The following is a 26318-nucleotide window of genomic DNA, read 5'->3' as shown; positions in this document are numbered from 1 at the left end:
CGGCCGGTCCGCCGGACGCCCTCCGCCGCCCCTCCCGCGCCGGTCCGCCGCGGCTCAGCCGTACGACCGTCAGGAGGAGGCCCCCGATGCGCGCAACCGTGGGCGATCATCTCGTGCAGCACGGCCGGGTGGTCGGGCAGCACGATCAGGAGACGGAAGTGGTCGAGGTCATGGGGCGGGAGGGCAGTCCGCCGTACCGTGTCCGCTTCCCGGACGGGCACGAGGCCGTGATGTCCCCCGGCCCCGACTGCCAGGTCAGGCACCGGGAGGGCGAGCAGGCGTAGCCGGGCCGGTCACAGCGGTGGGGGCGCCGACTGCGTGTAGTGGTCGGTGACCACCCGCGTCATGGCGCCGATGGGGTCGGCGGCGACCTCCTTGGCGGAGAAGAAGACATGTCCGCGCACCTCGGGGCGCCGGGCGGCGCGGGTGAGGTGGCGGGAGAGTTCGACCGGGTCCTGCCAGGCGGTGGGCTGTCCGGCGGCGCCCGCCTTGTACAGCGCCTCCCCGATGTACAGCCGCGTCCTGGTGCCCTTGGCGACGTCGGCCCACCAGTCGATCAGGGTCGCGTAGTCGGCGGCGGAGTTGCCGATGTGCCAGTAGAGCTGCGGCACGATGTAGTCGATGCGGTTCTCCCGCACCCAGGCGCGGGTGTCCGCGTACAGGTCGTCGTAGGTCTGCACGCCCGCGCGGGTGTCCGAGCCGCGCGGGTCGGTGGAGGCGTTGCGCCAGACACCGAAGGGGCTGATCCCGAACCGGGTGCCGGGGCGGACGCGCCGGATGTCGGCGGCCGTCTCCGTGATCAGCTTGTCGATGTTGTCGCGCCGCCAGGCGGCCCTGCTGGTGAAGGCGCCGCCGTGCGCGTCGAAGGCGGCGGAGTCGTCGAAGGTCTGTCCGGCGACGGGGTACGGGTAGAAGTAGTCGTCGAAGTGGACGGCGTCCACGGGATAGCGGGCGACGGCGTCGATCATCGCCCGGCGCACGAAGGCCCGTACGTCGGGCAGGCCGGGGTTGTAGTAGAGCTTGCCGCCGTACCGCACGGTCCAGTCGGGGTGGACGCGCGCCGGATGCGAGGCGGCGAGTTTCCCCGGGTCGTCGTGCAGGGCGACCCGGTACGGGTTGAACCAGGCGTGCAGCTCCAGGCCCCGGTCGTGCGCGAGGCGTACGGCGGTGCCGAGCGGGTCCCAGCCGGGGTCCCGGCCCTGGGTGCCGGTGAGGTACGCGGACCAAGGCTCGTACGGGGACGGCCACAACGCGTCGGCGGCCGGGCGGACCTGGAGGAAGACGGTGTTGAGGCGGTCGCGGACGGCCCGGTCGAGCAACGCGGTGAGCCGGGTGCGCTGTTCGGCGGCGGAGAGGCCGGGCCTGCTGGGCCAGTCGCGGTTGGAGACGGTGGCGATCCACATGCCGCGCATCTCGCCCGCCGCGCGTTCCCCGCCCGCGCCACCGGGTGCCCCGCCGGGCGCGGGCCCCGCTCCGGGCCGGGTACGGAGGGCGGCCGTCCCCGCACCGGGCCCCGCCGTACCGCAGCCCGCCGTGGTCAGCGTCGCCGCCAGCGCGGCTCCCGTGAACGCCCGCCGTGACATCCGCCCCATCCGCACACCCCTACACTCCGGACCCGTACCGTCACGGATCGTCACGCGCCCCAGGATGCCCCCACCCGCGCGATCGATCATCGATACTTGGCGGTAACGTGCACGATCGGAGCAGGCGCCGAACCCGGAGGTCCTGCGGAGGTCCTGCCGAGCCAGGCAAACCAGCGAAGGGGACGATGTGACCGACATCGAGCGCGTCGGAATCGTGGGCTGCGGCCAGATGGGCGCGGGCATCGCCGAGGTCTGCGCCCGCGCGGGGCTGGACGTGAAGGTCGCCGAGACCACCGGCGAGGCCCTGGAGATCGGCCGCACCCGGCTGCACAACTCCCTGTCGAAGGCGGCCGAGCGCGGCAAGATCAGCGAGGAGGAGCGGGACGCGACGCAGGCGCGGCTCAGCTTCACCACCGACCTGGGCGAGTTCGCCGACCGGGACCTCGTGATCGAGGCGGTCGTGGAGAACGAGCAGGTGAAGACGGAGATCTTCCAGGTGCTCGACCAAGTGGTGACCCGCCCGGACGCGATCCTGGCCTCCAACACCTCCTCCATTCCGCTGGTGAAGCTCGCGGTGGCGACCTCGCGGCCCGACCACGTGGTCGGCATCCACTTCTTCAACCCGGCGCCCGTGCAGAAGCTGGTCGAGCTGATCCCGGCGCTGACCACCTCCGAGGGCACGCTGAGCCGGGCGCAGATGTTCGCGGAGAAGATCCTCGGCAAGCACGCCATCCGCGCCCAGGACCGCTCCGGCTTCGTCGTCAACGCCCTGCTGGTGCCGTACCTCCTGTCCGCCATCCGCATGTTCGAGTCCGGCATCGCCAGCCGCGAGGACATCGACAACGGCATGGAGATGGGCTGCGCCCACCCGATGGGCCCGCTGAAGCTCTCCGACCTCATCGGCCTGGACACCATCGTCTCCATCGCGGGCTCGATGTACGGCGAGTACAAGGAGCCCCTGTACGCGGCTCCCCCGCTGCTCCAGCGCATGGTCGAGGCGGGCCGCCTGGGCCGCAAGAGCGGGTCGGGGTTCTATACGTACGGCTGAGACCGCGTACGGTCCCGGCCACCGCGACCGCGTACCGCCGCATCGCGCGGCCCCGCTACCGAGCGCGACGCAACGACGAGCCCGGCACCCGATGGGTGCCGGGCTCATCCTGTTCACACGGAGTGTGCGGGAGGGGCCCGCATATGCCGTGCGCACACGCTCCCCCCGGACCCACCAGGCGAGTTCACTCTTCCTGCGCATGCAAGGAATGCGGAACCGGCTGGTTCGACTACGGAAAGGAGTGGGACGTTGAGAACCGACACGGAACATCCCGCGGTCCCCGGAGAACTCGCAGAGTTACGGCGGCGGTTGGACGTGGCGTACGCGCGGGTCGAGGGCGGGCTCGCCCTGCTCACCCACCGCACCGAGGCGACGGCGAAGGAGACGGAGGAACTGGACGCGCGCGTCAGCGCGTTGGAGCACGCGCGCTGGCCGCTTCCCTCGCTCGCCGCGCTGGCGGCGCTGGGCTCGCTGGTCGTGACCGTCTGGCAGTCGCTGCGCTGACGGCCGCGCCGCACCGCCCCCGGCCCGCACGGACACCGGCCACCGGACCGGTGGGACCGGTGACCGGCCGACGGACGGCCGCTAGCCGTCCGTGAGGCGGAGGTGGTGCAGGAGGAGCAGGGCCGCCGCCATGTTGGCGGCCGGTACCTCCCCCCGGGCGATCAGATCGGGGGCGACCTTGAGCGGGACCCACTCGCGGCGGTCCGACTCGAAGTCGTCCACGGGGTGTCCGACGTACTCGCCCCGTTCGGACCAGTAGATGTGGTGCCGGGCGTCGGTGAGGCCGTTGGACGGCTCGACGGTCATGAGGTGGTGCAGGGGGCCCGGCCGCCAGCCGGTCTCCTCCTCCAGCTCGCGCGCCGCCGCGCCCGCTATGTCCTCGCCGTCCTCGACCACTCCCGCGGCCAGTTCCCAGCCCCAGCTGTCGGTGATGAACCGGTGGCGCCACAGGAGCAGGACCTCGTTCGCCTCGTTGACCACCGTGGCCACGGCGACGGGACGCAACCGGATCAGGAAGTGGTCGAGGTGCCGGCCGTCCGGCAGCGCCACATCGGCGAGGTTGACGCTGAACCAGCGATTCTCGTACACGGTCTGTTCGTTTTCTTTCGTCCACTGCACGGTTCTGCCACCTTTCGACGGGTAAGTGGCAATATCGCAGCAGGGACGGTGTCACCCACAGGGCGCCCGCGGAGCGCTCCCGGAACGCGCCGCGCGCGCCTAGAGGGGTACGCGCAGTGCGCCGTCGATGAGTTCGGCGGCCTCGGCGGTGCCCGCCGACCCGCAGCGCACCAGGTGTTCGCGCACCGCGCGGAGCCGGTCGCGCAGCCGCTGCGACTCCATGCCGCGCGCCTGCTCGGCCATCCGTACGGCCGTCGCCACCGCCTGTTCGGCGTTGCCCTGGCGCAGCTCGATGGTGGAGAGCATGGCGAGCCGGTGCACCCGGCCCCGGTCGTGGGCGGGGTTGTCCACGGCCGCCGCCGCGTGCTCACCGGCGGCGGCGAGTTCCCCGAGGCTGAGCAGCGCCTCCGCGACCTGGACGTTGACCAGGCCCGGCTGGACGTATCCGGTCTCGTCCGGTTCGTGTCCGCGCCGGATGCGTTCGGCGGCGGTCTCGGCACGCCGGATGCAGGACAGGGCGCTGCCGCTGTCGCCGAGGTGGGCGTACGCCTTGGCCTGCATCGCGTACAGGTCGGAGGCGAGCGCCGGGGTGATGTGGCGGCCCGCGGTGCGCAGCGCGGCCTCCGCGAAGGCGACGGCCTGCCGGTGTTCCCGCATGTACAGCGACTGGTTGACGAGCAGCGCGATGACGTACGCGCCGAGGCCGTGGTCGCCGCTGGCCTTGGCGAGCCGCAGCGCCTGGTGGAAGTAGCGCTGCGCGAGGCCGTGCGCGTCGGAGTCGTACGCGCAGATGCCCGCGATGGCCACCAACCCGCCCGTGGCGCGGTGCAGTTGGCGGCCGGTGGCGTCGGTGTAGCTGCCGCGCAGCAGGGGTGCGGCCTCGGCGTTGAGGAAGCCGACGACACGGGTGCGGGTCGCCACGCCCCCGGCCTTGCGGTACATCTGCTCGTAGTGGGCGCGGGCCGCGCGGAGGGTCGCTATGTCGGACGCGGTCACCCGGTGCCGGCCGCCGCGCGAGACGTCGGTGTCCTCGGGCGGGTTCTCCCACTCCCAGACCGGCATCACGGCGGGCGTGCCGGTGACGGCGGGTGCGCCGAGGACGTGGGCGCGCTGCTGTTCGTCGGAGCGCCACAGGGCGGTGGCCCGCTCGACGAACCCGGAGAGGGTGCCCGGGGTGGCGGGGGCGCCGGGTCTGCCGGGTACGCCGAGGCCGATGTCGTCCAGGGTGACCGGGCGGCCCAGCCGGGCGGCCAGCACCTCGCAGATCAGGTCGGGCACCTGGCCGCGTGGCCGCTGGCCCTTCAACCACCGCGCCACGGCGGTGTGTTCGTACCGCAGGGCGAGCCCGCGGGCGCGCCCGGCCTGGTTGACGTGGGCGGCGAGCCCGGCGTGCGAGACGCCCGCCTCGTCGAGGATGGCGTCGAGCAGGGTGTTGGGCTGCATGGGTGGCCCCCCGAGTGACCTCAAGTGCCGTCAGCGTAGTGCGTCCGCGTTCACACGGGGTGTGAACGGAGTACGGGCACCGGTACCGTGCGCGCGCTGTCGCACGGCGGTCCGGGCCGGTTGACTCGGCCCCCTCGCAAGAGACCCGCCGGGCCGTCGGCTCCCCCTCAGATCAACGGCGGCCCGGCCGGGGCGAGGCGTGGTACTCGGGTGCGTCGGGCGGACCGGCCCCGACAGGCCCCCGCCGATTCCGGCCATCCCTCCACCGGCACGCCCTGCCGCGCCGGGGATTCCCGCTCGGACGGGTGAGCCGGGGCTCGGGGAGCGGGCACGACGACGGCCGTCGCACTCCCGGTCGGGAGTGCGACGGCCGTCGTCGTGCTGTGCCGGTCAGGCGCGCAGGGTCGCCCCCGTGCGTTCGCCCGCCAGGGCCACCGCCGCGTCCCTGGCCGCCGATGCCTCGTCCACCGTGAGGGTGCGGTCGGGGGCACGGAAGCGGAGGGCGTAGGCGAGGGACTTGCGGCCCGCACCGAGCTGCTCGGCGTTCTCGTAGACGTCGAACAGGCGGATGGACTCCAGGAGTTCACCGGCACCGGCGCGCAGGGCGGCCTCGACGTCGGCGGCCGGGACCGGGTGGTCCACGACGAGGGCGACGTCCTGGGTGGCGACGGGGAAGGCGGAGATGCCGGGTGCCTGCGGGGTGTCGTTGCCGACGGCCGCGAGGGCGTCCAGGTCGAGTTCCATCGCGCAGGTCCGCTCGGGCAGGCCGAGGGACTTCACGACGCGCGGGTGCAGCTCGCCCGCGTGGCCGACGACGCGTTCGGCGCCGTCCGCCACGACCACCAGCTCGGCGCAGCGGCCGGGGTGCCAGGGGCCGTACTGCCCCTTGCGGACGAGGAGTTCGGCACCGGCGGCGGCGGCGACCGTGCGGGCGGCCTCGACCGCGTCGGCCCAGTCCGCCGGACGGCCCCTGCCCCACCAGCCGGCCTGCTCGCGGGCACCGGCGAGGACGGCGGCCACGTGCCGGGGCTGCTCGGGCAGCGCGGAGTCGAGGACGGCGATCTCCTCGCCGGAGGGACGGCGGTCCACCGGGAGCCGCACGGCGGCGCGGTACTCGGCGCGGGGCAGGAAGACCAGGCCCGTCTCGAAGAGGGCGAGGTCGTGCGAGCCCCGGCCGTCGTTGCGGCGCAGCGCGGCCAGCAGACCGGGCAGCAGCGTGGTGCGGAGCGCGGGCTCCTCGTCGTTCAGCGGGTTGGTGAGCTTCACGACACGGCGTGCCGGGTCGTCCTGCGCCAGGCCCAGCTGGTCGAAGACCTGCTCGGCGAGGAACGGGTAGGCCGGGGCCTCCACGAACCCGGCACCGGCCAGCGCGCGGCCGACCCGCCGGTGCAGCCGCTGCCGGGCGGTGAGACCGCGGCCGGACGGCGGCTTGGGCAGCGTGGCGGGCAGGTTCTCGTAGCCCTCCAGCCTGATGACCTCTTCGGCCAGGTCGTTCGGCGCGGCGAGGTCGGGCCGCCAGGACGGGACGGTGACGGTCAGTTCGTCCTGCCCGGACACGTCGCAGCCGATCTCCTGGAGCCGCCGTACGACGGTCTCCCGCCCGTAGGTCACGCCCGCGACCCGGTCGGGGTGGTCGGCGGGGAGCGTCACGGTGTGCGGCGCGGCGGGCGCGACGACCTCGGTGACACCGGACTCGGCGGTGCCCCCGGCCAGCAGGACCAGCAGATCGACGGTGCGCTGCGCGGCGGCGGCACCGGCACGCGGGTCCACGCCCCGCTCGAAGCGCCGGGACGCCTCGGTGGAGAGCTTGTGCCGCCGGGCCGTACGGGCGATGGAGACGGCGTCGAAGTGGGCCGCCTCGATCACCACGCCGGTGGTGGTCTTCTCGGTGTCGTCGTGGTCGGCGATCTCGGTCTCGGCGCCGCCCATCACCCCGGCGAGGCCGATCGGCCCGCGCTCGTCGGTGATGACGAGGTCGTCGGTGTGCAGGGTGCGCTCGACGCCGTCGAGGGTGACGAGCTTCTCGCCCCCGGCGGCCCGGCGGACACCGAGGGTGCCCCGGACCAGGGAGCGGTCGTAGGCGTGCAGGGGCTGGCCCAGCTCCGTCATCACGTAGTTGGTGACGTCCACGGCGAGGGAGATCGGACGGATGCCGACCTTCTGCAGCCGTCGGGTCAGCCACATCGGGGAGCGTGCCTCGGGGCCGATCCCGGTGACGGTGCGCGCGGTGAAGCGGTCGCAGCCGAGGGGCTCGGTGACCCGTACCGGGTAGCCGAAGGCGTTCGGCGCGGGCACGTCCAGCAGGGCCGGGTCGCGCAGCGGCAGGCCGTAGGCGATGGCGGCCTCACGGGCGACACCGCGGATGGACAGGCAGTCGCCCCGGTTGGCGGTGACGGCGATGTCCAGGACCTCGTCCACGAGTTCCAGCAGCTCGATGGCGTCCCGGCCGACCTCGGTCTCCGGCGGCAGCACGATGATGCCGTGCGTGCCGTCGTCGCCCATGCCCAGCTCGTCGGTGGAGCAGATCATGCCGTGGGAGGTCTTGCCGTACGTCTTGCGGGCGCTGATCGAGAAGTCGCCGGGCAGCACCGCGCCGGGCAGCACCACGACGACCTTGTCGCCGACGGCGAAGTTCCGGGCGCCGCAGACGATCTCCTGCGGCTCACCGGTGCCGTTGGCGGTGCCGACGTCCACGGTGCAGAAGCGGATGGGCTTCTTGAAGCCCTCCAGCTCCTCGATGGTGAGGACCTGACCGACGACCAGCGGGCCCTTGAGACCCTCGCCGAGCTGCTCGACGGTCTCGACCTCCAGACCGGAGGAGATGAGGGCGGCCTGGACGTCACGGCCGGTCTCGGTGGCGGGGAGATCGACGTACTCCCGCAGCCAGGAAAGCGGGACCCGCATCAGATCTCCATCCCGAACGGCCGGGTGAACCGGATGTCACCCTCGACCATGTCTCGCATGTCTTCGACGTTGTGGCGGAACATCAGCATCCGTTCGATGCCGAACCCGAAGGCGAAGCCGCTGTACTTCTCCGGGTCCACCCCGCAGGCGGCCAGCACCCGGGGGTTGACCATGCCGCAGCCGCCCAGCTCGATCCAGCCCTCGCTGGAGCAGGTGCGGCAGGGCCGGTCGGGGTTGCCGACGGACTCGCCGCGGCAGACGTAGCAGACCATGTCCATCTCGGCGGACGGCTCGGTGAACGGGAAGAAGTTCGGCCGCAGCCGGGTCTCCATGCCCGCCCCGAAGAGCGACCGCACCATGTGGTCCAGGGTGCCCTTGAGGTCGGCCATCGTCAGGCCCTCGTCCACGGCGAGCAGCTCGACCTGGTGGAAGACCGGGGTGTGCGTGGCGTCCAGCTCGTCGGTGCGGTACACCCGGCCGGGGCAGATCACGTACACCGGCAGCTCGCGGGAGAGCAGCGAGCGGATCTGCACGGGCGAGGTGTGGGTGCGCAGCACGACACCGGACTCGGTGCCGCCGGAGCCGCCGTCCACGAAGAACGTGTCGGCCTCACCGCGCGCCGGATGGTCGGGGCCGATGTTGAGGGCGTCGAAGTTGAACCACTCCGCCTCGACCTCGGGGCCCTCGGCGACCTCGTAGCCCATCGCCACGAAGACGTCCTCGATGCGCTCCGACAGCGTGGTCAGCGGGTGCCGGGCACCGGCCGGGACGCGGTCGTACGGCAGGGTGACGTCCACGTCCTCCTCGACCAGCACACGGGTGTCCCGCTCCGCCTCCAGCTCGGCCTGGCGGGCGGTGAGCGCCTTGGAGACCGCGCCGCGCGCCATGCCGACGCGCTTCCCGGCGTCCGCCTTGGCGTGCGGGGGCAGGGCGCCGATCTCGCGGTTGGCGAGGCTCAGCGGGGACGCCGGACCGGTGTGGGCGACCTTGGCCTCGTGCAGGGCGTCGAGGGAGTCCGCCGCGGCGAAGGCGGCGAACGCCTCGTCCCGCATGCGCTCGATCTCTTCCGGTTTCAACGCCTCGACCTCGACAGGGTCGTACGACTTATTGGGTGCCGACATCTCTTCCCGTGCTTCCGATCGTCTGGCGGACGGTCCCCGTCACCGGCAGGTGCGCCGCGCAAAGGACACAGCCTGTGAGGACACAAGGTGCCAGAGGCCGAGTCTAACGGGGTGGTGCGAGCCGCTGAGCCCGTGGTGCGCCTCAGGCCAGGTAGGCCGGGGCCGCCACGGGCAGGGTGAATCGGAACCGCGCGCCGCCACCGGGTGCGCGGCCGACCGTGATGGTGCCACCGTGGGCCTCCACGATGCCCTTGACGATGTACAGCCCGAGGCCGGTGCCGCCGCGCTTGCTGCCCCGCCAGAAGCGGGTGAAGACGCGGTTCATGGACTCCTCCGGGATGCCGGGCCCCTCGTCGCTCACCGTGACCGACGTGGCGGTTTCCTCGCCCTCGCGCGGGGATGCGGTGGGCGTGACCTCGATGGTGACGGTTCCGCCGCCGTGCCGCACGGCATTTTCCAGCAGGTTGCTCAGCACCTGATCGACCTTGTCGGGGTCGGCCCACAGGGCGGGCAGCGGCTGCTCGACCCGGAGCAGGAAGCGGTCGGCGGGGCGCCCGGCGGCCACGTGCGCCTGGATGTGCCGGCCCACGGCGGTGCCGATGTCCACGGGCTGGCGGCGCAGCTCCAGCCGTCCGGAGTCGATGCGGGAGATGTCGAGGAGTTCGGCGATGAGCCGGGTGACGCGGTCGGCGTCGGCGTCCACGGTCTCCAGCATCAGCCGCTTCTGGTCGTCGGTGAACCGCTCCCACTTGGCGAGCAGGGTGGCGGTGAAGCCCTTCACCGAGGTCAGCGGGGAGCGCAGTTCGTGGGCGACGGTCGCTATCAGCTCGGCGTGGCTGCGTTCGGTACGGCGCCGGGCCTCGGTGTCGCGCAGGGCGACGACGATCCGGCTCACCGGGCCGAGCGGTGCGCGGCGCACGTAGCGGGCGGAGACCAGCACCTCACGGCCGCCGGGCAGCAGCAGGTTGCGTTCCGGCTGGCGGACCCGGATGGCGAGGCCGCCGTACGGGTCGGTGAGCTGCCACCAGCGGCGCCCCTCCAGGTCCTCCAGCGGCAGCGCCTTCTCCAGCGGCTCCCCTAGGGCGTCGGCGGCGCGTACGGCCGTGATGCGTTCGGCGGCGGCGTTGAACCCGACGATCCGGCCGCGCTCGTCGGCGACGACCAGGCCGTCCGGCAGCAGATCGGCGTCGAGCCCGTCGGCGGCGGTCGCCGTGCCGTCGCCGGTTCCCGTACGGGACCCGCCGGTGCCGTCCGCGCGCCGCGCCTCCGGCTCCCCGCCGGTGCGGACCACCCTCATCCCCGCAACCCCACCTCTCGCCCGGCGCACACCCGGCCCGTCCGTCCCCGTCCGAAGACCCTAGCGCCGAACGGACCGTCAGATCCCGCCGGAGGCGGGCGGCGTCCGCCGCCCGGTGCGCTGGGCGCGGGCCGACGCGTACAGACATACGGCCGCGGCGGTGGCGAGGTTCAGGCTCTCGGCGCGGCCGTGGAGGGGGACGCGGACGACCTCGTCGGCGAGGGCGCGGGTCTCCTCGGGCAGTCCCCACGCCTCGTTGCCGAAGATCCAGGCCGTGGGACCGCCCATCGTGCCCAGGTCGAGTTCGTCGTCGAGGTCCCGGTCGCCCGCGCCGTCGGCGGCGAGCACCCGCACCCCGGTCCCGGCCAGCTCGCGCACCGCCCGCTCCACGGGCACGCCCACGGCGACGGGGAGATGGAACAGGGAGCCGACGGAGGCACGGACGGCCTTGGGGTTGTACAGGTCCACGGAGGCGTCGGTGAGGACGACCGCGTCGGCCCCGGCGGCGTCCGCGCAGCGCAGTACGGTCCCGGCGTTGCCGGGGTCGCGGACGTGGGCGAGGACGGCGACGAGCCGGGGCCGGGCGGCGACGATCTCCTCGAACGGGGTGTCCAGGAACCGGCAGATCCCGACCAGGCCCTGCGGGGTGACCGTGGTGGCGATGTCCGCGACGACCTCCTCGGAGGCCAGGTGGAGCCGGGCGCCCGCGTCACGGGCCGCGCCGACGATGTCGGCGTACCGCTCGGCGGCCTCCACGGTGGCGAACAGCTCGGTGAGGGTGGCCCCGCCGTCGGCGCCCCGGTGCCCGGCGGCCTCCCGTACGGCCTGCGGCCCCTCCGCGAGGAACAGCCGGTCCTTGCCGCGGAAGTTCCGCTTGGCCAGCCGCCGCGCGGCGACGACCCGCGCGGACCGCGGCGAGATCAACTCAGGGGAAACGGGGGCCATCTCACACTTTCGATCATCGGGGGAGGCGCCCCGTGAGGGGCGCGGGGAACTGCGCGACAAGCCACGACGGACCCGCGGCCGATCAAGCACCCGAGCCCACCCAAAGAGCAGGACCCGCAGGCCGTGGACGGCCTGCGGGTCCTGTGGGGCGCCGGCTAGAGCCAGCGCAGCGTCACGCGGCCTTCGGCGCGTTGACGTCGGAGGGCAGCGCCTTCTGCGCGACCTCGACGAGCGCCGCGAAGGCGTTCGCGTCGTTCACGGCCAGCTCGGCCAGGATCTTGCGGTCCACCTCGATGCTGGCGGCCTTCAGACCCTGGATGAAGCGGTTGTACGTGATGCCGTTGGCGCGGGCAGCGGCGTTGATCCGCTGGATCCAGAGCTGACGGAAGTCACCCTTGCGCTTCTTGCGGTCGTTGTAGTTGTAGACCAGCGAGTGGGTGACCTGCTCCTTGGCCTTGCGGTACAGGCGCGAACGCTGACCACGGTAGCCGGAGGCCTGCTCCAGGATCGCCCGGCGCTTCTTGTGGGCGTTGACTGCCCGCTTGACGCGTGCCACTTGTTAACTCCTTGTAGCGGGGCCGTGGGGGTGTGCACACGGCCCGGAAACGATTGGGTCCCGGTGAAGACGTACGGCGCTCAGGGGGCGCCGCGACGTCACTTGCCGAGAAGCTTCTTGATCTTCGCGGCGTCGCCCGGGGCCATCTCGGCGTTGCCGGTGAGGCGGCGCGTCACGCGGGACGACTTGTGCTCGAGCAGGTGGCGCTTGCCGGCGCGCTCGCGGAGCACCTTGCCGGAGCCGGTGATCTTGAAGCGCTTGCTGGCACCGCTGTGCGACTTGTTCTTCGGCATAGCGCCGTATCTCCTCGTCGGTGGCGCTCCGGTGCCCGGTCGTGAAACCGGGCACGGGTGGAGCGTCGTTCATGGGTCGGTTGTGCTCCCTGGGGACTCGCGCCCCTGGGGATCACGCCTCGGCAGATGCCTCTGCCGGGGCTTCTTCCGGAAATTCTTCCGGGGCTTCGTCGAGCTGGGCGTCGTCCAGCTGGGCCTCGGCGGCGTTCTGCGAGCGGCCGGGGTTGGCCTTCGCGTCGGCCTTGCGGGCCTCCTGCGCCTGACGGGCCTCGGCCATCGCCTCGGTCTTCTTCTTGTGCGGACCGAGAACCATGATCATGTTTCGGCCGTCCTGCTTCGGGTTCGACTCGATGAACCCGAGGTCCTGGACGTCCTCCGCGAGACGCTGGAGCAGTCGGTAGCCCAGCTCGGGGCGGGACTGCTCACGACCGCGGAACATGATCGTGATCTTGACCTTGTCGCCCTGCTTGAGGAACCGGACGACGTGACCCTTCTTGGTGTCATAGTCGTGCGGGTCGATCTTCGGCCGGAGCTTCATCTCCTTGATGACCGTGTGCGCCTGGTTCTTGCGCGCCTCACGGGCCTTCATGGCCGACTCGTACTTGAACTTTCCGTAGTCCATGAGCTTGCACACGGGCGGACGTGCGCTCGCCGCGACCTCTACGAGGTCGAGGTCGTACTCCTGTGCGAGTTCCAGGGCCTTGGCAAGCGGGACAATCCCGACCTGCTCGCCGCTGGGACCGACAAGTCGCACTTCGGGAACGCGAATCCGGTCGTTGATGCGGGGCTCGGCGCTGATGGGCCCTCCTCGGTAGCACCCACGCGACGGCCTGGCGGGCAGCCGCGTTACGTCTGATACGTACTGGACCTAACCGCACTGGGGCAGAAAAAATGCCCCGGACGGTCACAGACGGGGCTCCCATACAACCGGAGCACCGCCGCGAGGGACGCGGGGCGCAGACTCGGACAGCTCCATCGTCCGTACGGAACGATGGCTACCGTCTGACCGGTGACCCGCCGTCCCGGAGGACGGTCAGGTGGGAGATCGGAGCCTCCACTTGTGGGCCGGGCACAGAGGTGTCCGGCCGGTCGTTCACCAGATTACCAGCACCGCTTGACAACGGCCAATCGGGTGGGAACGGGGCTGGGTCGGGGGGCCGGGCGGGCTCGCCTTATCGTGTGGGGCATGAGTGAGACCCCTCCTGAGAACGCCGACTTCGACGCCATGACCCGCGACATCGCCGAGGTCCCCGCCGTCGAGGTGATCGTGACGGTCGCCGTCAACCTGATGAGCGCCGCCGCCGTGAAGCTCGGGCTGAGCGAGGAGGGCGAGTCGTACAAGGACCTGGACGAGGCCCGCAAGCTGATCAGCGGCCTGGCCGGACTGCTGGACGCCAGCGCCACCGAGATCAGCTCCTTCCACGCCGCCCCGCTGCGCGACGGTCTGAAGTCCCTCCAGCTCGCCTTCCGCGAGGCGTCCCTCGTCCCGGACGAGCCGGGCCAGGGCCCGGGCGAGAAGTACACGGGCCCGGTCTACGGCCGCTAGGTGCATTGACCCGCAGCGGGCGCCGTCTCGGGGCCCGCTGCCTTCAGCCCCGGAGGAACACGGGCTCGCCCGGTGGGACGGTTCCGGTGGGCAGGACGGCCAGGTCGAGGCCGTGGACCAGGCGGGCGCGGAGTGTCCCGTCGGCGGCGAGCCGTTCGGCGAGGGCGCGGGTGGCCTCGGCGGGGACGGCCGCGGGGTCGAGGACGACGGCCAGGGTGCCGTCGGCGCGGCCGGGACCGAGGTGGGCGCGGAGTACGGCGGGCTCGGCGGCCACGACGGCGCGTACCGCCTCGACCACGGCGGGGTCGGCCAGCGGGTCGGTGTCGGTGCGGCCCTCCGCGAGCGCGAGCAGCGCGGAGCCGGTCAGTTCGAAGGCGACCGGCCCGGCGAGGTCCAGGACAACGGTGTCGGCCTTCTCGTGCGCGGCGGCCTGGAGCGCCTGGTGCAGCGGTACGGCGACCGGGCGGGCGGCCGGGTCCCAGCGGGCGAGGGACTCGGTGGAGGTGAACGCGGGCAGCGCGGTGCGGGAACCGGCCTTCAGCGTGGGTACGGCCATGTCGCTGGTCTTCTCGCGGCGCAGCCCGTTCGCGTCCTCCTCGACCTCACCGAGCACGGCGACGACCGGCACCAGCAGCCGCGCCCCCTTCAGCGCCGCCAGCACGGGCCCCACGGCGGTGCGGTCGGCCGCCCAGGCGGCCAGCGCGGCGCTGAGCCGGGGGTCGGCGGAGCCGTCGTCGTCGGAGAAACCGGAGTCGGGAATGTTCTTGTTCGCCACGGTGGGCGAGCCTAGCGGGGCGGTACGGGCGGTGCGGACTCCGGGGACCGGGAGGCGGCGTGAGTGGCTTGAGCGGCTTGAGCGGCGTGAACAGCTTCGACGGCTCGGGCGGAGCACCCGGTGTGGTCGTGCCGGACGGGGTCGAGGTCGCGGCGGCCGTGCTGACACCGGGCACCGGTGCGCGGGCGGTGTTCGGCGGCGGGCTGTTCGAGACGGCCAGTGTCGTCAAGGTCGGCGTCCTGGCCGCGCTGCTGCTCCGGGCGCAGGACGCGGGGCGTGGTCCCACGGCGGAGGAACGGGCCCTCGCCGGGGCGATGATCCGCTCCAGTGACAACACCGCCACGACCGCGCTGTGGCGGACGCTCGGCGGCGCGGACGGCATGGACCTCGCGTTCTGGCGGCTCGGCCTGCGGGAGACGCGGGCGGGCCGGGACGGCTTCTGGGGGCTGACCCTGACCACGGCGGCCGATCAACTGACCCTGCTGGAGCGGGTGTTCACACCGGACTCGGCACTCACCGCCGGGTCACGGCACGGGATGCGCGAGCTGATGGAGGAGGTCGTGCCGTCCCAGCGCTGGGGCGTCACGGCCGCCGCCGACCCCGGCACCCGCCCGGCGCTGAAGAACGGCTGGCTCCCCCGCACGGCCACCGGACTCTGGGTGGTCAACAGCGTGGGCCGGGTACGGGCGGGCGGCACGGACCGGCTGGTGACGGTGGTGTCGCGGGCAGCACCGGGCTGGCCGAGGGGATCGCGCTGGTGGAGGGGGTGGCGCGGGCGGCGGTGGGGACGACCGGGTGGGGAGAACCTGGAAGGCCCTAGACCTGGGACCTCTTCGGCCTGCGGGTCAGCCACAGGGCCAGGCCCGTCAGGAGGAGGGCGCCGCCGAGGGCGCCTGCCAGGGGGGCCGCCCAGTCGGTGGGTGAGGAGGCGGCGGGCGGGGCGTCCGGGCCGGTGCCGAAGTACTTCCCGGCGGCGGAGGCCGCGCGGAGGGGGGCGGGACGGGTGCGGGCGGCTGCCGCGAGGGCGGCTGGGGGGTCGATCATGCCGAAGCCGCGTGAGTCGTCGCGTCCGCCGACGGGGGCGTCGCGCGCGGTGTCCTCCAGGATCTGCTTCACCTGGGCCGGGGTCAGGGCGGGGTGGGCCGCCTTGAGGAGCGCGGCGGCACCGGACACGAAGGCGGAGGCGGCGGAGGTGCCCCAGCCCTCGTAGTACTTGTGGTCGGGGTCCGCGATGACCACGTCCACACCGGGCGCGCTGACGGCGGAGTACCAGCGGCGCGTGGAGAAGGACGCGCGGGTGCCGTAGCGGTCCACGGCGGTGACCGCGATGACGCCCGGATAGGCGGCCGGGTAGGAGATGTGGTCGCCCTTGTCGCCGCCGTTCCCGGCGGAGGCGACCACCACGACGCCCTTCTTCAGCGCGTACTGCACCGCCTCGTCCTCCCCCGCCTCGGGGTGCGCGGAGGCGGAGTCGTCGCCGAGGGAGAGGTTGATGACCCCGGCGCCGTGGTCGGCGGCCCAGCGGATGCCGTCCGCGAGGGCGTTGCCCCTGGTGGTGCGGGCCTTGGCGCGGGCGGGGTCGCCGTCCTCCAGGATGACCCGGACGGGCAGGACACTCGCCTCGGGGGCGACGCCCCTGACCCCTTCGCCGTCCCCGGCGCCGTGGCCGTGCCCGGCGATGATCCCGGCCATCGCGGTGCCGTGCCGGGCCCAGGCGCGGTCTCCCTGGTGGGCGCCGAAGCCGATCATGTCCTTGCCGGGCAGGACGTTGCCCGCGAGGTCGGGGTGGTCGGCCTCGACGCCGGTGTCCAGCACGGCGACGGTGACGCCCTTGCCCTTGGTGGTCCGCCACGCCTGGTCGAGCCGCAGTGCGGTGAGGCCCCACTGCTGGGCGCGGATGCCGTCCGCGTACGCGGTGGTGGACGGCAGCAGGGCGAGGGACCCGGCCAGCAGCAGACTCGTCGCGCCACCGGCGAGGCGGGCGGCGGGGCGGGTTCGGGGTCGGGGGGCGGGTCTCCTCACGAGGGGCTCTCCGTGGCCGGGCTGACGGTCTGGCGCAGTCGCCGGGCGACCCGGTCCGCGAGGCCCCGCGCCTCGTCGCCGATCCCGGCCTGCGCGAGGGTGCCGGTGGCGCCGGAGCGTACGGCGTCCGCGACCGGCTCGGGGGCGTCCACGGCGCGGCCGTCGGCCCAGCCGGAGACGGCGAAGACGACGACGGGCGCGTCGGTGAGGACGGACACCGTCCAGACGGCCCGCTGCCGGTCGCCGAACCGGGCCGCCGCCGTGCCCTTGGCCGCGTACGGGCGGGGCATCAGGTCGGCGCGCCGGTCGAGGCGTTCGGTCCCGAAGCGCCGGGCCAGTGCGGTCATGGCGGCGGGATCGGCCCGCGTGAAGAGGAGGCCGACGGTGGTGACGTAGGTCTGGGTGGCGTCGGTGTAGGTGGCGCGCAGCAGCCGACGGCAGCCCACGGGGGTGAGCGTTCTGGCCAGCAGGGGGTCGAAGGCGCCGGTGCAGCCGCTGTCGGGGGCGACCGCGATCCGCGTCCAGGTGCGGTCGGCGCCGCCGGGTCCGGCGCCGTCGCCGTTGACGGTGGGCGGGAAGAGATGGTCCACGGGCACGCTGTGCCACAGGTCACCGGCGGCCCGGAACCCGGTCGTCGAGGCGGTGCCGTCGCCGTCGCCGCTCAGCCAACTCCCGGTCAGCGCACCGCCGATGAGCCCGACCCCGAGGACCAGGCAGGCGGCGGCGGTGACGGTGCGGGGTGCCGGACGCGGCAGGCGCGGCCGGGGGCGCGTGCCGTGGGCCCCGCCGTCGGCGGACGCGGGCGGGGTGGCGGGGGCGTCCCAGGCGTACGCGGGGTACGGGGAGTACGCGGTGCCGGGCGCGGAGTGCCGGGACGCGGCACCGGACGGCCCGGAAGGGGGCGCCGGGGGTGCCGTACGGGGTTCCGGGGCGGGGGCGGTGAGCGGGCGGAGCCGGGTCGTGGTCTCGGCCGGGTGCTCGGCGGGCGGCGCGGCGGGACGCGGCGGAGCGCCGGGCACCTCGGGAGCGGTGGCCGAAGTGCCGTACGGATCGGGCGGGTCGAGCGGCGCGGCGTACGGACGGGGCGTGTCGGACGCTCCGGGACGCCCGGCACCCGGGCCTGTCCCGGCACCCACCCGTGTCCCCGCGCCCGCTCCCGCACCGGCACCGGCACCCGACGGATCGCGGAACCCGCGCCGCAGGTCGCGCGCGGAGTCCCCGGCCGTGCGGCCGGTGTCCGGCAGGCCGCCGACGTCCGGGCGGGCGCCCGGGATGCCGGGCGACGTGGGCGGGGTGTCCGGGAAGCGGGCGGAGGCGGCGGGGGGCGGGGGGCTCGCGGGGGAACCGGGGGCGGACCGGGTGTCCGTACCGGCCGGGGTGCCGTGGTGCGGCGCGGGTCCGGTGCGCGGGGCGAACACGGAGGGCTCGTCCTCGTAGGTGTCCCCGCCGGTCGGCGGGGGCACCGGTGGTACGGGTGCGCGGCGCGCTTCCGTGCTCATGCACCCCCCGTTTCTCGTGCCCGGCCGCGTGCTGGTACGCGGGCGGGCCGCCTCGTCGGCCGTGTGCCCGGAGCTCGGTCCCGTCCGGGCACGCATACCCGTACGGCCCGCGGGGCATCCCGGTTCAGGTGCGGCGGCCGGTGATGTTCGCCGTGTACGCGCGTCACTCTACGGCGTGCCGGGCGGCGCGTGAGAACCGGTCGGCGGGGCCGTGGCATCTGCCCGGAACGTCCCCCTACCCAGCGGTAATCGTGTCTGGCAGGCTGCCGTCATGACTGCGCTCGCCGCCGACCGGGCCCGGTACGACCGGGCCACCGCCCAGTGGGACGCCCCCCTCGCCCTCGTGGATCTGGACGCCTTCGACGCCAACGCGGACGACCTCGTGCGCCGTGCGGGCGGGAAGCCGGTCCGGGTCGCCAGCAAGTCGGTGCGCTGCCGGGCGCTGCTGGAGCGGGTGGTGGCCAGGGACGGCTTCGCGGGGGTGATGTCGTACACGCTGGACGAGTCCCTGTGGCTGGCCCGCTCGGGGTTCCGGGACGTGCTGCTCGCCTATCCGTCGGCCGACCGCGCCGGGTACGCGGAGCTGGCCGCCGATCCCGAACTGGCCGCCGCCGTGACCGTGATGGTGGACGACGTGGCCCAGCTCGACCTGATCGACACGGCCCGCGACCGGGGGCGTGAGGTGGTGCGGGTCTGTCTGGAGCTGGACACCTCGCTGAAGCTGCTGGGCGGCCGGGTGCGGGTCGGCGCCCGGCGCTCTCCGCTGCACTCCCCCGCCCAACTGGCCGAGCTGGCACGGTCGGTGGTACGGCGGCCGGGGTTCCGGCTGGTCGGGATCATGGCGTACGAGGGGCACGTCGCCGGGGTCGGGGACAGCGTGGCGGGGCGTCCGCTGCGGTCGCGGGCGGTGCGGCTGATGCAGGCGGCGGCCCGGCGGGAGCTGGCCGAACGGCGCGGCGCGGCGGTCCGCGCGGTGCGGGCGGTGGCACCGGACCTGGAGTTCGTCAACGGCGGCGGAACGGGCAGTGTGCAGCACACGGCGGCCGAGGACGCGGTGACCGAGATCGCCGCCGGGTCGGGGCTGTACGTACCGCGTCTCTTCGACAACTACACGTCGTTCAGGGGCCGTCCGGCCGCGCTGTTCGCCATGCCGGTGGTGCGCAGGCCGGGGGTGGGGGTGGTGACCGTGCTCGGCGGCGGCTATCCGGCGTCCGGCGCGGCGGGCCCCGACCGGCTGCCGGTGCCCTACCTCCCCGAGGGGCTCTCCTACGACCCGCAGGAGGGGCCCGGCGAGGTGCAGACCCCGCTGCTCGGGTCGCCCGCCGACGATCTCCTCATCGGGGACAAGGTGTGGTTCCGGCACGCCAAGGCGGGTGAACTCTGCGAACGGTTCGACGAGTTGCACCTCGTACGGGGCGACCGGGTGACGGCGACCGTGCCCACGTACCGGGGCGAGGGCCGCACGTTCCTGTGACGCGGGCCCCCGCACCGGTGCGCGGGTGGGGCGGGGTCAGTACACGGTGTCCGTGCGGTCCGGCACGACCGAGCCGTCCGGGCGGCGGACCGGTCCGGGGGTGCCGTCGGGGGCGGTGTACGCGGTGCTCGCGCAGGGGTAGGGGTCCTTCCGGCGCGGCAGCGGGTCGATGAACATGGGGTTCACCACCCAGCGGCCGTCCGCGTCGTCGTAGGCCCGGCACATGATCTCCGGCTTGTTGCGGTTGAGGACGAGGTGGGCGCCGGTGGCGTCGCCGACGAAGGTGACGTCGGTGTCGGCGTCGCCGCCCGCGAGCGCGGGGCGCCGCTGCCACGGCTGCTTCTCCCACGCCTTCGCGCCGTGGACGCCGTAGATCTCCTGGTTGATCCAGCAGCGCTTGCCGTCGATGTACGGGATGGCCGCGCCGCGTGAGGCGGGGACGTCGCCGCAGCCCTCGTTGGCGGTGGTGATGCGGCCCCGGCGGTCCAGCACCGAGCGGATGGCGATCGTGTGGGCGGCGTCGATGCCGATGCCCGCCGACCAGACCTCGGTGACGGGCTCGGACCCGGCGGAGACGATGTACACCCGGAATCCGGCGCGTTGGAGGGTGCGGACGAGGTCGCGCTGCTGGTCGTAGTAGCGGATGTAGGCGGGGACGGTGTGGGTGCCGAGGGTGCGGGTGGCGCCGACGGGGGCGGCGAGCGCCTCGGTGCGGGCGGCGCGGGCGTAGGCGGTGAGCTGGGCGGGGGTGCGCCCGGCGAAGAGCTGGGGCACCCAGGCGTACTGCGGGACGGTGCGCCGGTGGTTCCAGGTCCCGGCGAAGGCGGCGGCGCCTCCGGACGTCTTCCCGTTCTCCCGGATGTCCACGATCTCGTCGGTGCAGCGGGCGTTGCCGGAGGTGCGCAGCGGCACTCCGGCGCCGGTGCCGCAGGCGGCGGTGAGGGCGCGGTCGGCGGCGGGGGTGAGCCAGGCGCTGGTGTCGGTCCAGCGGGCGGGGCGGAGCAGCCGGTCGTGGCGGAGCGCCCAGGACAGGGTCGCGTCGGTCACGTCGTTCTTGGTGATCGTGTTGTCCCAGTCGAACGCGGCGACCGCGCCCCGGTGTCCGGAGCAGGTGCCGCGGGTGTCGATGACGTGCTGGAGGTGGGCGCGGTTGTCGCCGTACCAACTGGTGCTCAGACGGGGGCAGTTGGCGGTGGGTGCGGCGGTGGCGGGGGCCGCCGGGGCCAGGGTGGGGGGAACGGCCGCCAGGACGGCGGCCGTTGCCAGGGTCCGGGTGAGTCGTCGCATGGTCCCGGACCGTACACCCGCTGTTCACTGAGGTGTTACGTACGCGCCGGAGATTCCGCCGTCCACCAGGAAGTCGGTGGCGTTGACGAACGAGGAGTCGTCGCTGGCCAGGAAGGCGACGGCGGCGGCGATCTCGTCGGCCTCCGCGAACCGGCCCACCGGGATGTGCACCAGACGGCGCGCGGCCCGCTCGGGGTCCTTGGCGAACAGCTCGCGCAGCAGAGGGGTGTTGACCGGTCCGGGGCACAGGGCGTTGACCCGGATGCCCTCGCGGGCGAACTGCACACCGAGTTCGCGGGACATGGCGAGGACGCCGCCCTTGGACGCGGTGTACGAGATCTGCGAAGTGGCCGCGCCCATCCGGGCCACGAAGGACGCGGTGTTGATGATGGACCCCCGGCCCTGGCGCCGCATGTAGGGGATCGCGGCCTTGCAGCACAGGAAGACCGAGGTCAGGTTGACCTCCTGGACGCGCTTCCACGCCTCCAGGCCGGTGTCGAGGATGGAGTCGTCGTCGGGCGGGGAGATGCCCGCGTTGTTGAAGGCGACATCGACGCTGCCGTAGGTGTCGTGGGCGGCCTTGAACAGCGCCTCGACCTGCTCGGGGTCGGTGACGTCGGTGCGGACGAAGAGCCCGCCGACCTCGTCGGCCGCGGCCCTGCCGCGCTCCTCGTCCACATCGGCGCAGACGACGTGCGCGCCCTCGGCGGCGAGCCGCCGGACGGTGGCGAGGCCGATGCCGCTGCCGGCTCCGGTGACGACGGCGGTACGGCCGACCAGGCGGCGGCAGACAGGGGTGTCGGTCACTGTGCGGGACCCTCCGTGCTGAGGAAGACGTTCTTGGTCTCGGTGAAGGCGGTGAGGGCTTCGGGGCCGAGTTCGCGGCCGAGGCCGGACTGTTTGAAGCCGCCGAAGGGTGTCCAGTAGCGGACGCTGGAGTGGGAGTTGACGGACAGGTTGCCCGCGCGCACCCCCCGGGCGACGCGCAGGGCGCGCCCGAGATCGCGGGTCCACACCGACCCGGACAGCCCGTAGGGGGTGTCGTTGGCGAGCCGGACCGCGTCGGCCTCGTCGGTGAACGGCAGGAGTACGGCGACGGGGCCGAAGATCTCCTCCCGCGCGGCGGGGCTGTCGGGCCGTTCGCCGGTGAGGACGGTCGGCGGGAACCAGAAGCCGGGCCCGTCGGGCACGCCGCCGCGCAGGGCGGGCGCGTCGTCGGGGACGTAGGAGCGGACGCGGTCGCGCTGGGCGGCGGAGATCAGCGGGCCCATCTGCGTACGCGCGTCGGCCGGGTCGCCCACGACGACGGCGGCCAGCGCGTCCGCGAGGAAGTCCCGCGCCTCCTCGAACACCGACTCCTGTACGAGGACGCGGGTGCGGGCGCAGCAGTCCTGGCCGGAGTTGTCCAGGAAGGAGAACGGGTCGAGGGCGCTCTTCAGGTCGGCGTCGGCGAAGACCACGTTGGGGCTCTTGCCGCCGAGTTCGAGGGTGACGGGCTTGACGAGGCGGGCGCAGCGTTCGGCGACCTCGCGGCCGGTGCGGGTGGAGCCGGTGAACACGATCTTGGCGACGCCGGGATGGTCCACCAGGGCGCGCCCGGCGGTGCCGCCGTGGCCGGGGACGACCTGGAACAGGTGCTCGGGCAGGCCGGATTCCAGGGCGAGTTCGGCGAGGCGGAGCGCGGTGAGCGGGGTGGTCTCGGCGGGTTTCAGGACGACCGCGTTGCCCGCCGCCAGCGCCGGGAAGGAGCCCCAGGCGGCGATCGGCATGGGAAAGTTCCAGGGCGCGACGACCCCGACCACGCCGAGCGGTTCGTGGAAGGTGACGTTCCAGCCGCCGGGGGCGGGGATCTGCGCGCCGAGCAGCCGTTCGGCGCCGCCCGCCGCGTAGTGCAGCAGGTCACGGGCGTTCCCGGCCTCCCAGCGTGCGTTGCCGAGGGTGTGGCCGGCCTCCCTGACCTCCAGCAGCGCCAGTTCCTCGACGTGCGCGTCCACGGTGTCGGCGAAGCGGCGCAGCAGCCGGGCCCGGTCGGCGGGCGCGAGCGCGGCCCAGGCCCGCTGCGCGCGCTCCGCCCGGCGGACGGCGGCGTCCACGTCGCCCGCGTCGGCGGCGGGGACGGTGGCGACGACCTCCTCGGTGGCGGGGTTGAGGACGATCAGCTCGTGCGGGTCGGACACGGGGGGCCTTTCGGGGCGTACGGGGGCGGGGAGCCGGGGCCGGGGGCGCGCCGGTCGCGGACTCGGGGGCGCGCGGCACGCGGCGTGGGGGGGCGCTCGGGGTGGTGGGTCGGGGGCGCCCGGCGCTCACAGGCGTTCGAAGGACCGCCGGAGTTCCCAGTCGGTGACGGCGGCGTCGTAGGCGTCCAGTTCGACGCGGGCCATGTTCCGGTAGTGGGCGACGGTGTCGGCACCGAACGCGGCCTCGGCGATGGGGCTGTTCTCCCAGAGCTCGGCGGCCTCGCGCAGGGTGGTGGGCACATGGGCGTAGTCGGCGGCGTAGGCGTTGCCGGGGCAGGGGTCGGGCAGCTCCAGCTTCTGTTCGACGCCGTGGAGCCCGGCCGCGACCAGTCCGGCGACCGCCAGGTAGGGGTTGACGTCGCCGCCGGGCAGCCGGTTCTCGAAGCGCAGCGAGCGCCCGTGGCCGACGACGCGCAGCGCGCACGTCCGGTTGTCGTGGCCCCAGGCGACGGCGGTCGGCGCGAACGAGCCGGGCTGGAAGCGCTTGTACGAGTTGATGTTCGGCGCGTACAGCAGCGCGAAGTCCCGCAGCGCGGCGAGCTGTCCGGCGAGGAAGTGCCGCATCAGCCCGGACATGCCGTCGGGTCCCGCCATCGCGTTGGCCCCGTCGGCGTCCGCGAGCGAGAGGTGCACATGGCAGGAGTTGCCCTCGCGCTCGTTGTACTTCGCCATGAAGGTCAGCGAGACGCCCTCCTGCGAGGCGATCTCCTTGGCGCCGGTCTTGTACAGGGCGTGCTGGTCACAGGTGCGCAGCGCCTCGTCGTAGCGGAAGGCGATCTCGTGCTGGCCGGGGTTGCACTCGCCCTTGGCGGACTCCACGGTCAGCCCGGCCGCCGCCATGTCATTGCGCAGGCGGCGCAGCAGGGGTTCGACGCGGCCGGTGCCGAGGATGGAGTAGTCGATGTTGTAGCGGTTGGCCGGGGTCAGGCCCCGGTAGTTCGCGTCCCACGCCTGCTCGTAGGTGTCGTTGAAGACGATGAACTCCAGCTCGGTGCCGACCTGGGCGGTGAGGCCGAGGGCGGCGAGCCGGTCGAGCTGGCGGCGCAGGATCTGGCGCGGGGCGGCGGCGACCGGGGTGCCGTCCTCCCAGGCGAGGTCGGCGAGGAGCAGCGCGGTGCCGGGGTGCCAGGGAACACGGCGCAGGGTGGCGGGGTCGGGACGCATGGCGAAGTCGCCGTAGCCCCGGTCCCAGGAGGACATGGCGTAGCCGTCCACGGTGTTCATCTCGGTGTCCACCGCGAGCAGGTAGTTGCAGCCCTCGGAGCCGTGCTGGAGGACCTCGTCGAGGAAGAACGGCGCGGCGAACCGCTTGCCCTGGAGGCGCCCCTGCATGTCGGGGAAGGCCAGGACCACCGTGTCGATCTCGCCCCGCGCGACGAGGTCCCGCAGTTCCTCGACGCTCAAGGGGGGTGTGCGGTCTGCCACGGGAGGGCCTCCTCAGGGCTGCTGCGCGGTACTGCGTCCGGACCAGGAGCCTTAAGGTATGACCCGAGACCATTGCTTGGGAAGGGGAAACGGCCGGATGTCGCGGGAACCGGACACGCGGGAGGCGCACGGGGAGCCCGGCGGCCCCGAGGCGTTCGCCGGTTCGCTGCTGCGGCCGGTGCGGGCGGGCAACGGTTTCGAGGAGGCGCTGGAGCAGATCCTCCGGCTGGTCCGGCTCGGCCTGGTCCCGGCCGGTGAACGGCTGCCCGCCGAACGGGAGCTGGCCGAGCGGCTGGGCATCAGCCGGGTCACGCTGCGCGAGGTGCTGCGGGTGCTGCACGACCAGGGGCTGGTGGAGTCGCGGCGCGGACGGTACGGCGGGACGTTCGTGCTCCCCCGGCCGGACGGGGCCGGTGGCGCGGAGCTGCTGCGCCGGATGGCCGGGGTGGACCTGGAGGACGTGCTGCGGTTCCGGGAGGTCCTGGAGGTGGGCGCGGCCGAGCAGTGCGCGCGCCACGGGCTGGGCGAAGGGGGCGCCGAGCGGCTCCGGGCGGCCCTGGAGCACACCCACGAGGCACCCCTGTCCGACTACCGGCGCCGGGACACCCTGCTGCACCTCACCCTGGCCGAGCTGTCCGGCTCGCCGTCGCTGGCCGAGCGGTACGCGGCGGTCCGCGCGGGCGTCAACGACCTGCTGGACTGCATCCCGCTGCTGGTGCGCAACCTGGAGCACTCCCAGCGCCAGCACACCGCGCTGGTGGAGGCGGTCCTCGCCGGGGACCCGGACGCGGCGCGCGAGGCGATGCGGGAGCACTGCGGCGGCACGGCGGCCCTGCTCCGCGGATTCCTCGCCGGATCTGCAAAGGTACGACCATGAACCTTTGCACGGGTACGACCTGAGGGAGTACGGCATGACGACGCACCGGCCGCCGCTGATCGGCGTGAGCAGCTATCTGGAGACCGGGGCGCGCTGGGGCGCCTGGGAGCTGGAGTCCGCGCTGGTGCCCGCCGCGTACCCGCGGATGGTGCAGCGGGCGGGCGGCCTGGCGTGTCTGCTGCCGCCGGACGCGCCCGACCGCGCCGCCGCCGCGGTCGCCCGCCTGGACGCCCTGATCATCGCGGGCGGCCCCGACGTGGACCCGGCCCGCTACGGCGCGGAACGCTCTCCGCGCACCGGCCCGCCCGCACCGGAGCGCGACGCCTGGGAACTCGCCCTGATCGAGGCCGCGCTGGCCGCCCGGCTCCCGCTGCTCGGCGTCTGCCGGGGCATGCAGCTCCTCAACGTCGCCCTCGGCGGCACCCTCGTCCAGCATCTCGACGGCCACGCGGAGAACGTCGGCGTCTTCGGCCGCCACCCGGTGATCCCGGTACCGGGCACCCTCTACGCGGGCATCGCCCCCGAGGAGACCACCGTCCCCACCTTCCACCACCAGGCCGTCGCCCGCCTCGGCACCTCCCTCCTCCCCTCCGCCCACGCCTCGGACGGCACCATCGAAGCGGTCGAACTCCCGGCGGAACGGGGGTGGGCACTGGGGGTGCAGTGGCACCCGGAGATGGGCGAGGACCTGCGGGTGATGGAGGCACTGATGTCGGCGACAGAGGCGATGACGGGGAGTTGAGGGGGCTGGTCCGCGAGGGCGACGGATCCGCCGGTGGGGCGGGGCGGGGCGACTCCCCCGTCCCCGGGCCCGCTCACGCGGTGACCGCCGACGCGCCGCCGTCCGTACCCGGAGCCCGCCGC

The 26318-nt window shown here is 73.8% G+C and carries 24 protein-coding genes and 1 pseudogene; 8 read left to right on the top strand and 17 right to left on the bottom strand.

Going from position 1 to position 26318, the window contains the following annotated elements:
• Nucleotides 1-86 precede the first annotated feature (86 nt).
• Nucleotides 87-284, top strand: a complete 198-nt coding sequence (locus tag KUM39_RS16075; RefSeq protein ID WP_217786327.1) for a DUF1918 domain-containing protein — start codon at nucleotides 87-89, stop codon at nucleotides 282-284.
• Nucleotides 285-293: 9 nt separating this feature from the next.
• Here the strand turns inward: KUM39_RS16075 and KUM39_RS16070 are convergent, their stop codons facing one another.
• The gene (locus KUM39_RS16070) at nucleotides 294-1592 is read right to left on the bottom strand and encodes a glycoside hydrolase family 10-like protein (protein WP_217786326.1); all 1299 of its coding nucleotides are present in this window, start codon (nucleotides 1590-1592) and stop codon (nucleotides 294-296) included.
• A 178-nt stretch (nucleotides 1593-1770) separates the two neighbouring features.
• On the opposite strand from KUM39_RS16070, the gene KUM39_RS16065 reads away from it, so the two are divergent.
• Together KUM39_RS16065 and KUM39_RS16060 are read left to right on the top strand one after the other, a co-directional pair.
• Nucleotides 1771-2631 (top strand): 3-hydroxybutyryl-CoA dehydrogenase, encoded by an 861-nt coding sequence (locus tag KUM39_RS16065; RefSeq protein ID WP_217786325.1) that lies wholly within the window; start codon nucleotides 1771-1773, stop codon nucleotides 2629-2631.
• A 249-nt stretch (nucleotides 2632-2880) separates the two neighbouring features.
• A complete protein-coding gene (locus KUM39_RS16060) occupies nucleotides 2881-3135 on the top strand; it encodes a hypothetical protein (RefSeq protein WP_217786324.1) in 255 nt (84 codons plus the stop codon).
• 81 nt (nucleotides 3136-3216) lie between these two features.
• On the opposite strand, the gene KUM39_RS16055 is transcribed toward KUM39_RS16060, so the two are convergent.
• From KUM39_RS16055 to infC, 9 genes are all read right to left on the bottom strand, one after another.
• Entirely contained in the window at nucleotides 3217-3753 is a 537-nt protein-coding gene (locus KUM39_RS16055) for an NUDIX hydrolase (RefSeq protein ID WP_217786323.1), read from the bottom strand.
• 99 nt (nucleotides 3754-3852) lie between these two features.
• Nucleotides 3853-5196: an NsdA family TPR-like regulatory protein gene (locus tag KUM39_RS16050; RefSeq protein ID WP_217786322.1), complete on the bottom strand. Its 1344-nt coding sequence runs from the start codon at nucleotides 5194-5196 to the stop codon at nucleotides 3853-3855.
• 390 nt (nucleotides 5197-5586) lie between these two features.
• On the bottom strand, nucleotides 5587-8100 hold the full coding sequence (gene pheT, locus KUM39_RS16045; RefSeq protein ID WP_217786321.1) for a phenylalanine--tRNA ligase subunit beta: 2514 nt from the start codon (nucleotides 8098-8100) through the stop codon (nucleotides 5587-5589).
• Nucleotides 8100-9221: a phenylalanine--tRNA ligase subunit alpha gene (gene pheS / locus KUM39_RS16040; protein ID WP_217786320.1), complete on the bottom strand. Its 1122-nt coding sequence runs from the start codon at nucleotides 9219-9221 to the stop codon at nucleotides 8100-8102. The genes pheT and pheS overlap by 1 nt, the downstream gene beginning before the upstream one ends.
• A 142-nt stretch (nucleotides 9222-9363) precedes the next feature.
• A complete protein-coding gene (locus KUM39_RS16035) occupies nucleotides 9364-10518 on the bottom strand; it encodes a sensor histidine kinase (RefSeq protein WP_246620217.1) in 1155 nt (384 codons plus the stop codon).
• 78 nt (nucleotides 10519-10596) lie between these two features.
• On the bottom strand, nucleotides 10597-11463 hold the full coding sequence (locus tag KUM39_RS16030) for a TrmH family RNA methyltransferase (RefSeq protein WP_217786319.1): 867 nt from the start codon (nucleotides 11461-11463) through the stop codon (nucleotides 10597-10599).
• Nucleotides 11464-11635: 172 nt separating this feature from the next.
• Nucleotides 11636-12019, bottom strand: coding sequence for a 50S ribosomal protein L20 (gene rplT, locus KUM39_RS16025; RefSeq protein ID WP_217786318.1), 384 nt, complete (start codon nucleotides 12017-12019; stop codon nucleotides 11636-11638).
• A 98-nt stretch (nucleotides 12020-12117) separates the two neighbouring features.
• Nucleotides 12118-12312 (bottom strand): 50S ribosomal protein L35, encoded by a 195-nt coding sequence (gene rpmI, locus KUM39_RS16020; RefSeq protein ID WP_003977225.1) that lies wholly within the window; start codon nucleotides 12310-12312, stop codon nucleotides 12118-12120.
• A 112-nt stretch (nucleotides 12313-12424) separates the two neighbouring features.
• Entirely contained in the window at nucleotides 12425-13111 is a 687-nt protein-coding gene (infC, locus tag KUM39_RS16015; RefSeq protein ID WP_217786362.1) for a translation initiation factor IF-3, read from the bottom strand.
• Nucleotides 13112-13498: 387 nt separating this feature from the next.
• Between infC and KUM39_RS16010 the strand changes: the two genes are divergently transcribed.
• Nucleotides 13499-13858, top strand: a complete 360-nt coding sequence (locus KUM39_RS16010; RefSeq protein ID WP_217786317.1) for a DUF1844 domain-containing protein — start codon at nucleotides 13499-13501, stop codon at nucleotides 13856-13858.
• Between the two features lie 43 nt (nucleotides 13859-13901).
• Here the strand turns inward: KUM39_RS16010 and KUM39_RS16005 are convergent, their stop codons facing one another.
• Nucleotides 13902-14633: an SseB family protein gene (locus KUM39_RS16005; protein ID WP_217786316.1), complete on the bottom strand. Its 732-nt coding sequence runs from the start codon at nucleotides 14631-14633 to the stop codon at nucleotides 13902-13904.
• Nucleotides 14634-14947: 314 nt separating this feature from the next.
• Between KUM39_RS16005 and KUM39_RS28695 the strand changes: the two are divergent.
• Nucleotides 14948-15292 (top strand): annotated as a pseudogene (locus KUM39_RS28695) (serine hydrolase); the annotation flags it as partial.
• 157 nt (nucleotides 15293-15449) lie between these two features.
• Here KUM39_RS28695 and mycP read toward each other — a convergent pair.
• Together mycP and KUM39_RS15990 are read right to left on the bottom strand one after the other, a co-directional pair.
• The gene (gene mycP / locus KUM39_RS15995; RefSeq protein WP_217786315.1) at nucleotides 15450-16655 is read right to left on the bottom strand and encodes a type VII secretion-associated serine protease mycosin; all 1206 of its coding nucleotides are present in this window, start codon (nucleotides 16653-16655) and stop codon (nucleotides 15450-15452) included.
• Nucleotides 16652-18154, bottom strand: a complete 1503-nt coding sequence (locus KUM39_RS15990) for a hypothetical protein (RefSeq protein WP_246620216.1) — start codon at nucleotides 18152-18154, stop codon at nucleotides 16652-16654. The genes mycP and KUM39_RS15990 overlap by 4 nt, the downstream gene beginning before the upstream one ends.
• Before the next feature lie 271 nt (nucleotides 18155-18425).
• Between KUM39_RS15990 and KUM39_RS15985 the strand changes: the two genes are divergently transcribed.
• On the top strand, nucleotides 18426-19628 hold the full coding sequence (locus tag KUM39_RS15985; protein ID WP_217786314.1) for an amino acid deaminase/aldolase: 1203 nt from the start codon (nucleotides 18426-18428) through the stop codon (nucleotides 19626-19628).
• Between the two features lie 36 nt (nucleotides 19629-19664).
• Here the strand turns inward: KUM39_RS15985 and KUM39_RS15980 are convergent, their stop codons facing one another.
• The 4 genes from KUM39_RS15980 to KUM39_RS15965 form a co-directional block, all read right to left on the bottom strand.
• Nucleotides 19665-20915: an HAD family hydrolase gene (locus KUM39_RS15980; protein ID WP_217786313.1), complete on the bottom strand. Its 1251-nt coding sequence runs from the start codon at nucleotides 20913-20915 to the stop codon at nucleotides 19665-19667.
• A gap of 24 nt (nucleotides 20916-20939) precedes the next feature.
• On the bottom strand, nucleotides 20940-21722 hold the full coding sequence (locus KUM39_RS15975) for a 3-oxoacyl-ACP reductase (protein ID WP_217786312.1): 783 nt from the start codon (nucleotides 21720-21722) through the stop codon (nucleotides 20940-20942).
• Nucleotides 21719-23092, bottom strand: coding sequence for an aldehyde dehydrogenase family protein (locus KUM39_RS15970; RefSeq protein ID WP_217786311.1), 1374 nt, complete (start codon nucleotides 23090-23092; stop codon nucleotides 21719-21721). Before KUM39_RS15970 ends, KUM39_RS15975 begins: the two co-directional genes overlap by 4 nt.
• A gap of 126 nt (nucleotides 23093-23218) precedes the next feature.
• A complete protein-coding gene (locus tag KUM39_RS15965) occupies nucleotides 23219-24577 on the bottom strand; it encodes a glutamine synthetase family protein (RefSeq protein WP_217786310.1) in 1359 nt (452 codons plus the stop codon).
• 97 nt (nucleotides 24578-24674) lie between these two features.
• On the opposite strand from KUM39_RS15965, the gene KUM39_RS15960 reads away from it, so the two are divergent.
• Together KUM39_RS15960 and KUM39_RS15955 are read left to right on the top strand one after the other, a co-directional pair.
• Nucleotides 24675-25454 carry a FadR/GntR family transcriptional regulator gene (locus KUM39_RS15960; RefSeq protein WP_246620215.1) on the top strand — a complete coding sequence of 260 codons (780 nt, stop codon included), beginning with the start codon at nucleotides 24675-24677 and terminating at the stop codon, nucleotides 25452-25454.
• Between the two features lie 34 nt (nucleotides 25455-25488).
• Nucleotides 25489-26196, top strand: a complete 708-nt coding sequence (locus KUM39_RS15955; RefSeq protein ID WP_217786308.1) for a gamma-glutamyl-gamma-aminobutyrate hydrolase family protein — start codon at nucleotides 25489-25491, stop codon at nucleotides 26194-26196.
• Nucleotides 26197-26318: the final 122 nt, after the last annotated feature.

It is taken from the genome of Streptomyces corallincola (assembly GCF_019104725.1).
GTDB lineage: Bacteria > Actinomycetota > Actinomycetes > Streptomycetales > Streptomycetaceae > Streptomyces > Streptomyces corallincola.
This window is presented reverse-complemented; position numbering and strand designations above follow the sequence as displayed.

Coding starts and splice junctions, on each gene's coding strand:
- KUM39_RS15985 (WP_217786314.1), top strand. CDS start 18,426: ATGACTGCGCTCGCCGCCGACCGGGCCCGGTACGACCGGGCCACCGCC.
- pheS (WP_217786320.1), bottom strand. CDS start 9,221: ATGTCGGCACCCAATAAGTCGTACGACCCTGTCGAGGTCGAGGCGTTG.
- KUM39_RS16050 (WP_217786322.1), bottom strand. CDS start 5,196: ATGCAGCCCAACACCCTGCTCGACGCCATCCTCGACGAGGCGGGCGTC.
- KUM39_RS16070 (WP_217786326.1), bottom strand. CDS start 1,592: ATGGGGCGGATGTCACGGCGGGCGTTCACGGGAGCCGCGCTGGCGGCG.
- pheT (WP_217786321.1), bottom strand. CDS start 8,100: ATGCGGGTCCCGCTTTCCTGGCTGCGGGAGTACGTCGATCTCCCCGCC.
- KUM39_RS16035 (WP_246620217.1), bottom strand. CDS start 10,518: ATGAGGGTGGTCCGCACCGGCGGGGAGCCGGAGGCGCGGCGCGCGGAC.
- KUM39_RS15980 (WP_217786313.1), bottom strand. CDS start 20,915: ATGCGACGACTCACCCGGACCCTGGCAACGGCCGCCGTCCTGGCGGCC.
- KUM39_RS15960 (WP_246620215.1), top strand. CDS start 24,675: ATGTCGCGGGAACCGGACACGCGGGAGGCGCACGGGGAGCCCGGCGGC.
- rpmI (WP_003977225.1), bottom strand. CDS start 12,312: ATGCCGAAGAACAAGTCGCACAGCGGTGCCAGCAAGCGCTTCAAGATC.
- KUM39_RS16010 (WP_217786317.1), top strand. CDS start 13,499: ATGAGTGAGACCCCTCCTGAGAACGCCGACTTCGACGCCATGACCCGC.
- KUM39_RS15955 (WP_217786308.1), top strand. CDS start 25,489: ATGACGACGCACCGGCCGCCGCTGATCGGCGTGAGCAGCTATCTGGAG.
- KUM39_RS15990 (WP_246620216.1), bottom strand. CDS start 18,154: ATGAGCACGGAAGCGCGCCGCGCACCCGTACCACCGGTGCCCCCGCCG.
- KUM39_RS16075 (WP_217786327.1), top strand. CDS start 87: ATGCGCGCAACCGTGGGCGATCATCTCGTGCAGCACGGCCGGGTGGTC.
- KUM39_RS16030 (WP_217786319.1), bottom strand. CDS start 11,463: ATGGCCCCCGTTTCCCCTGAGTTGATCTCGCCGCGGTCCGCGCGGGTC.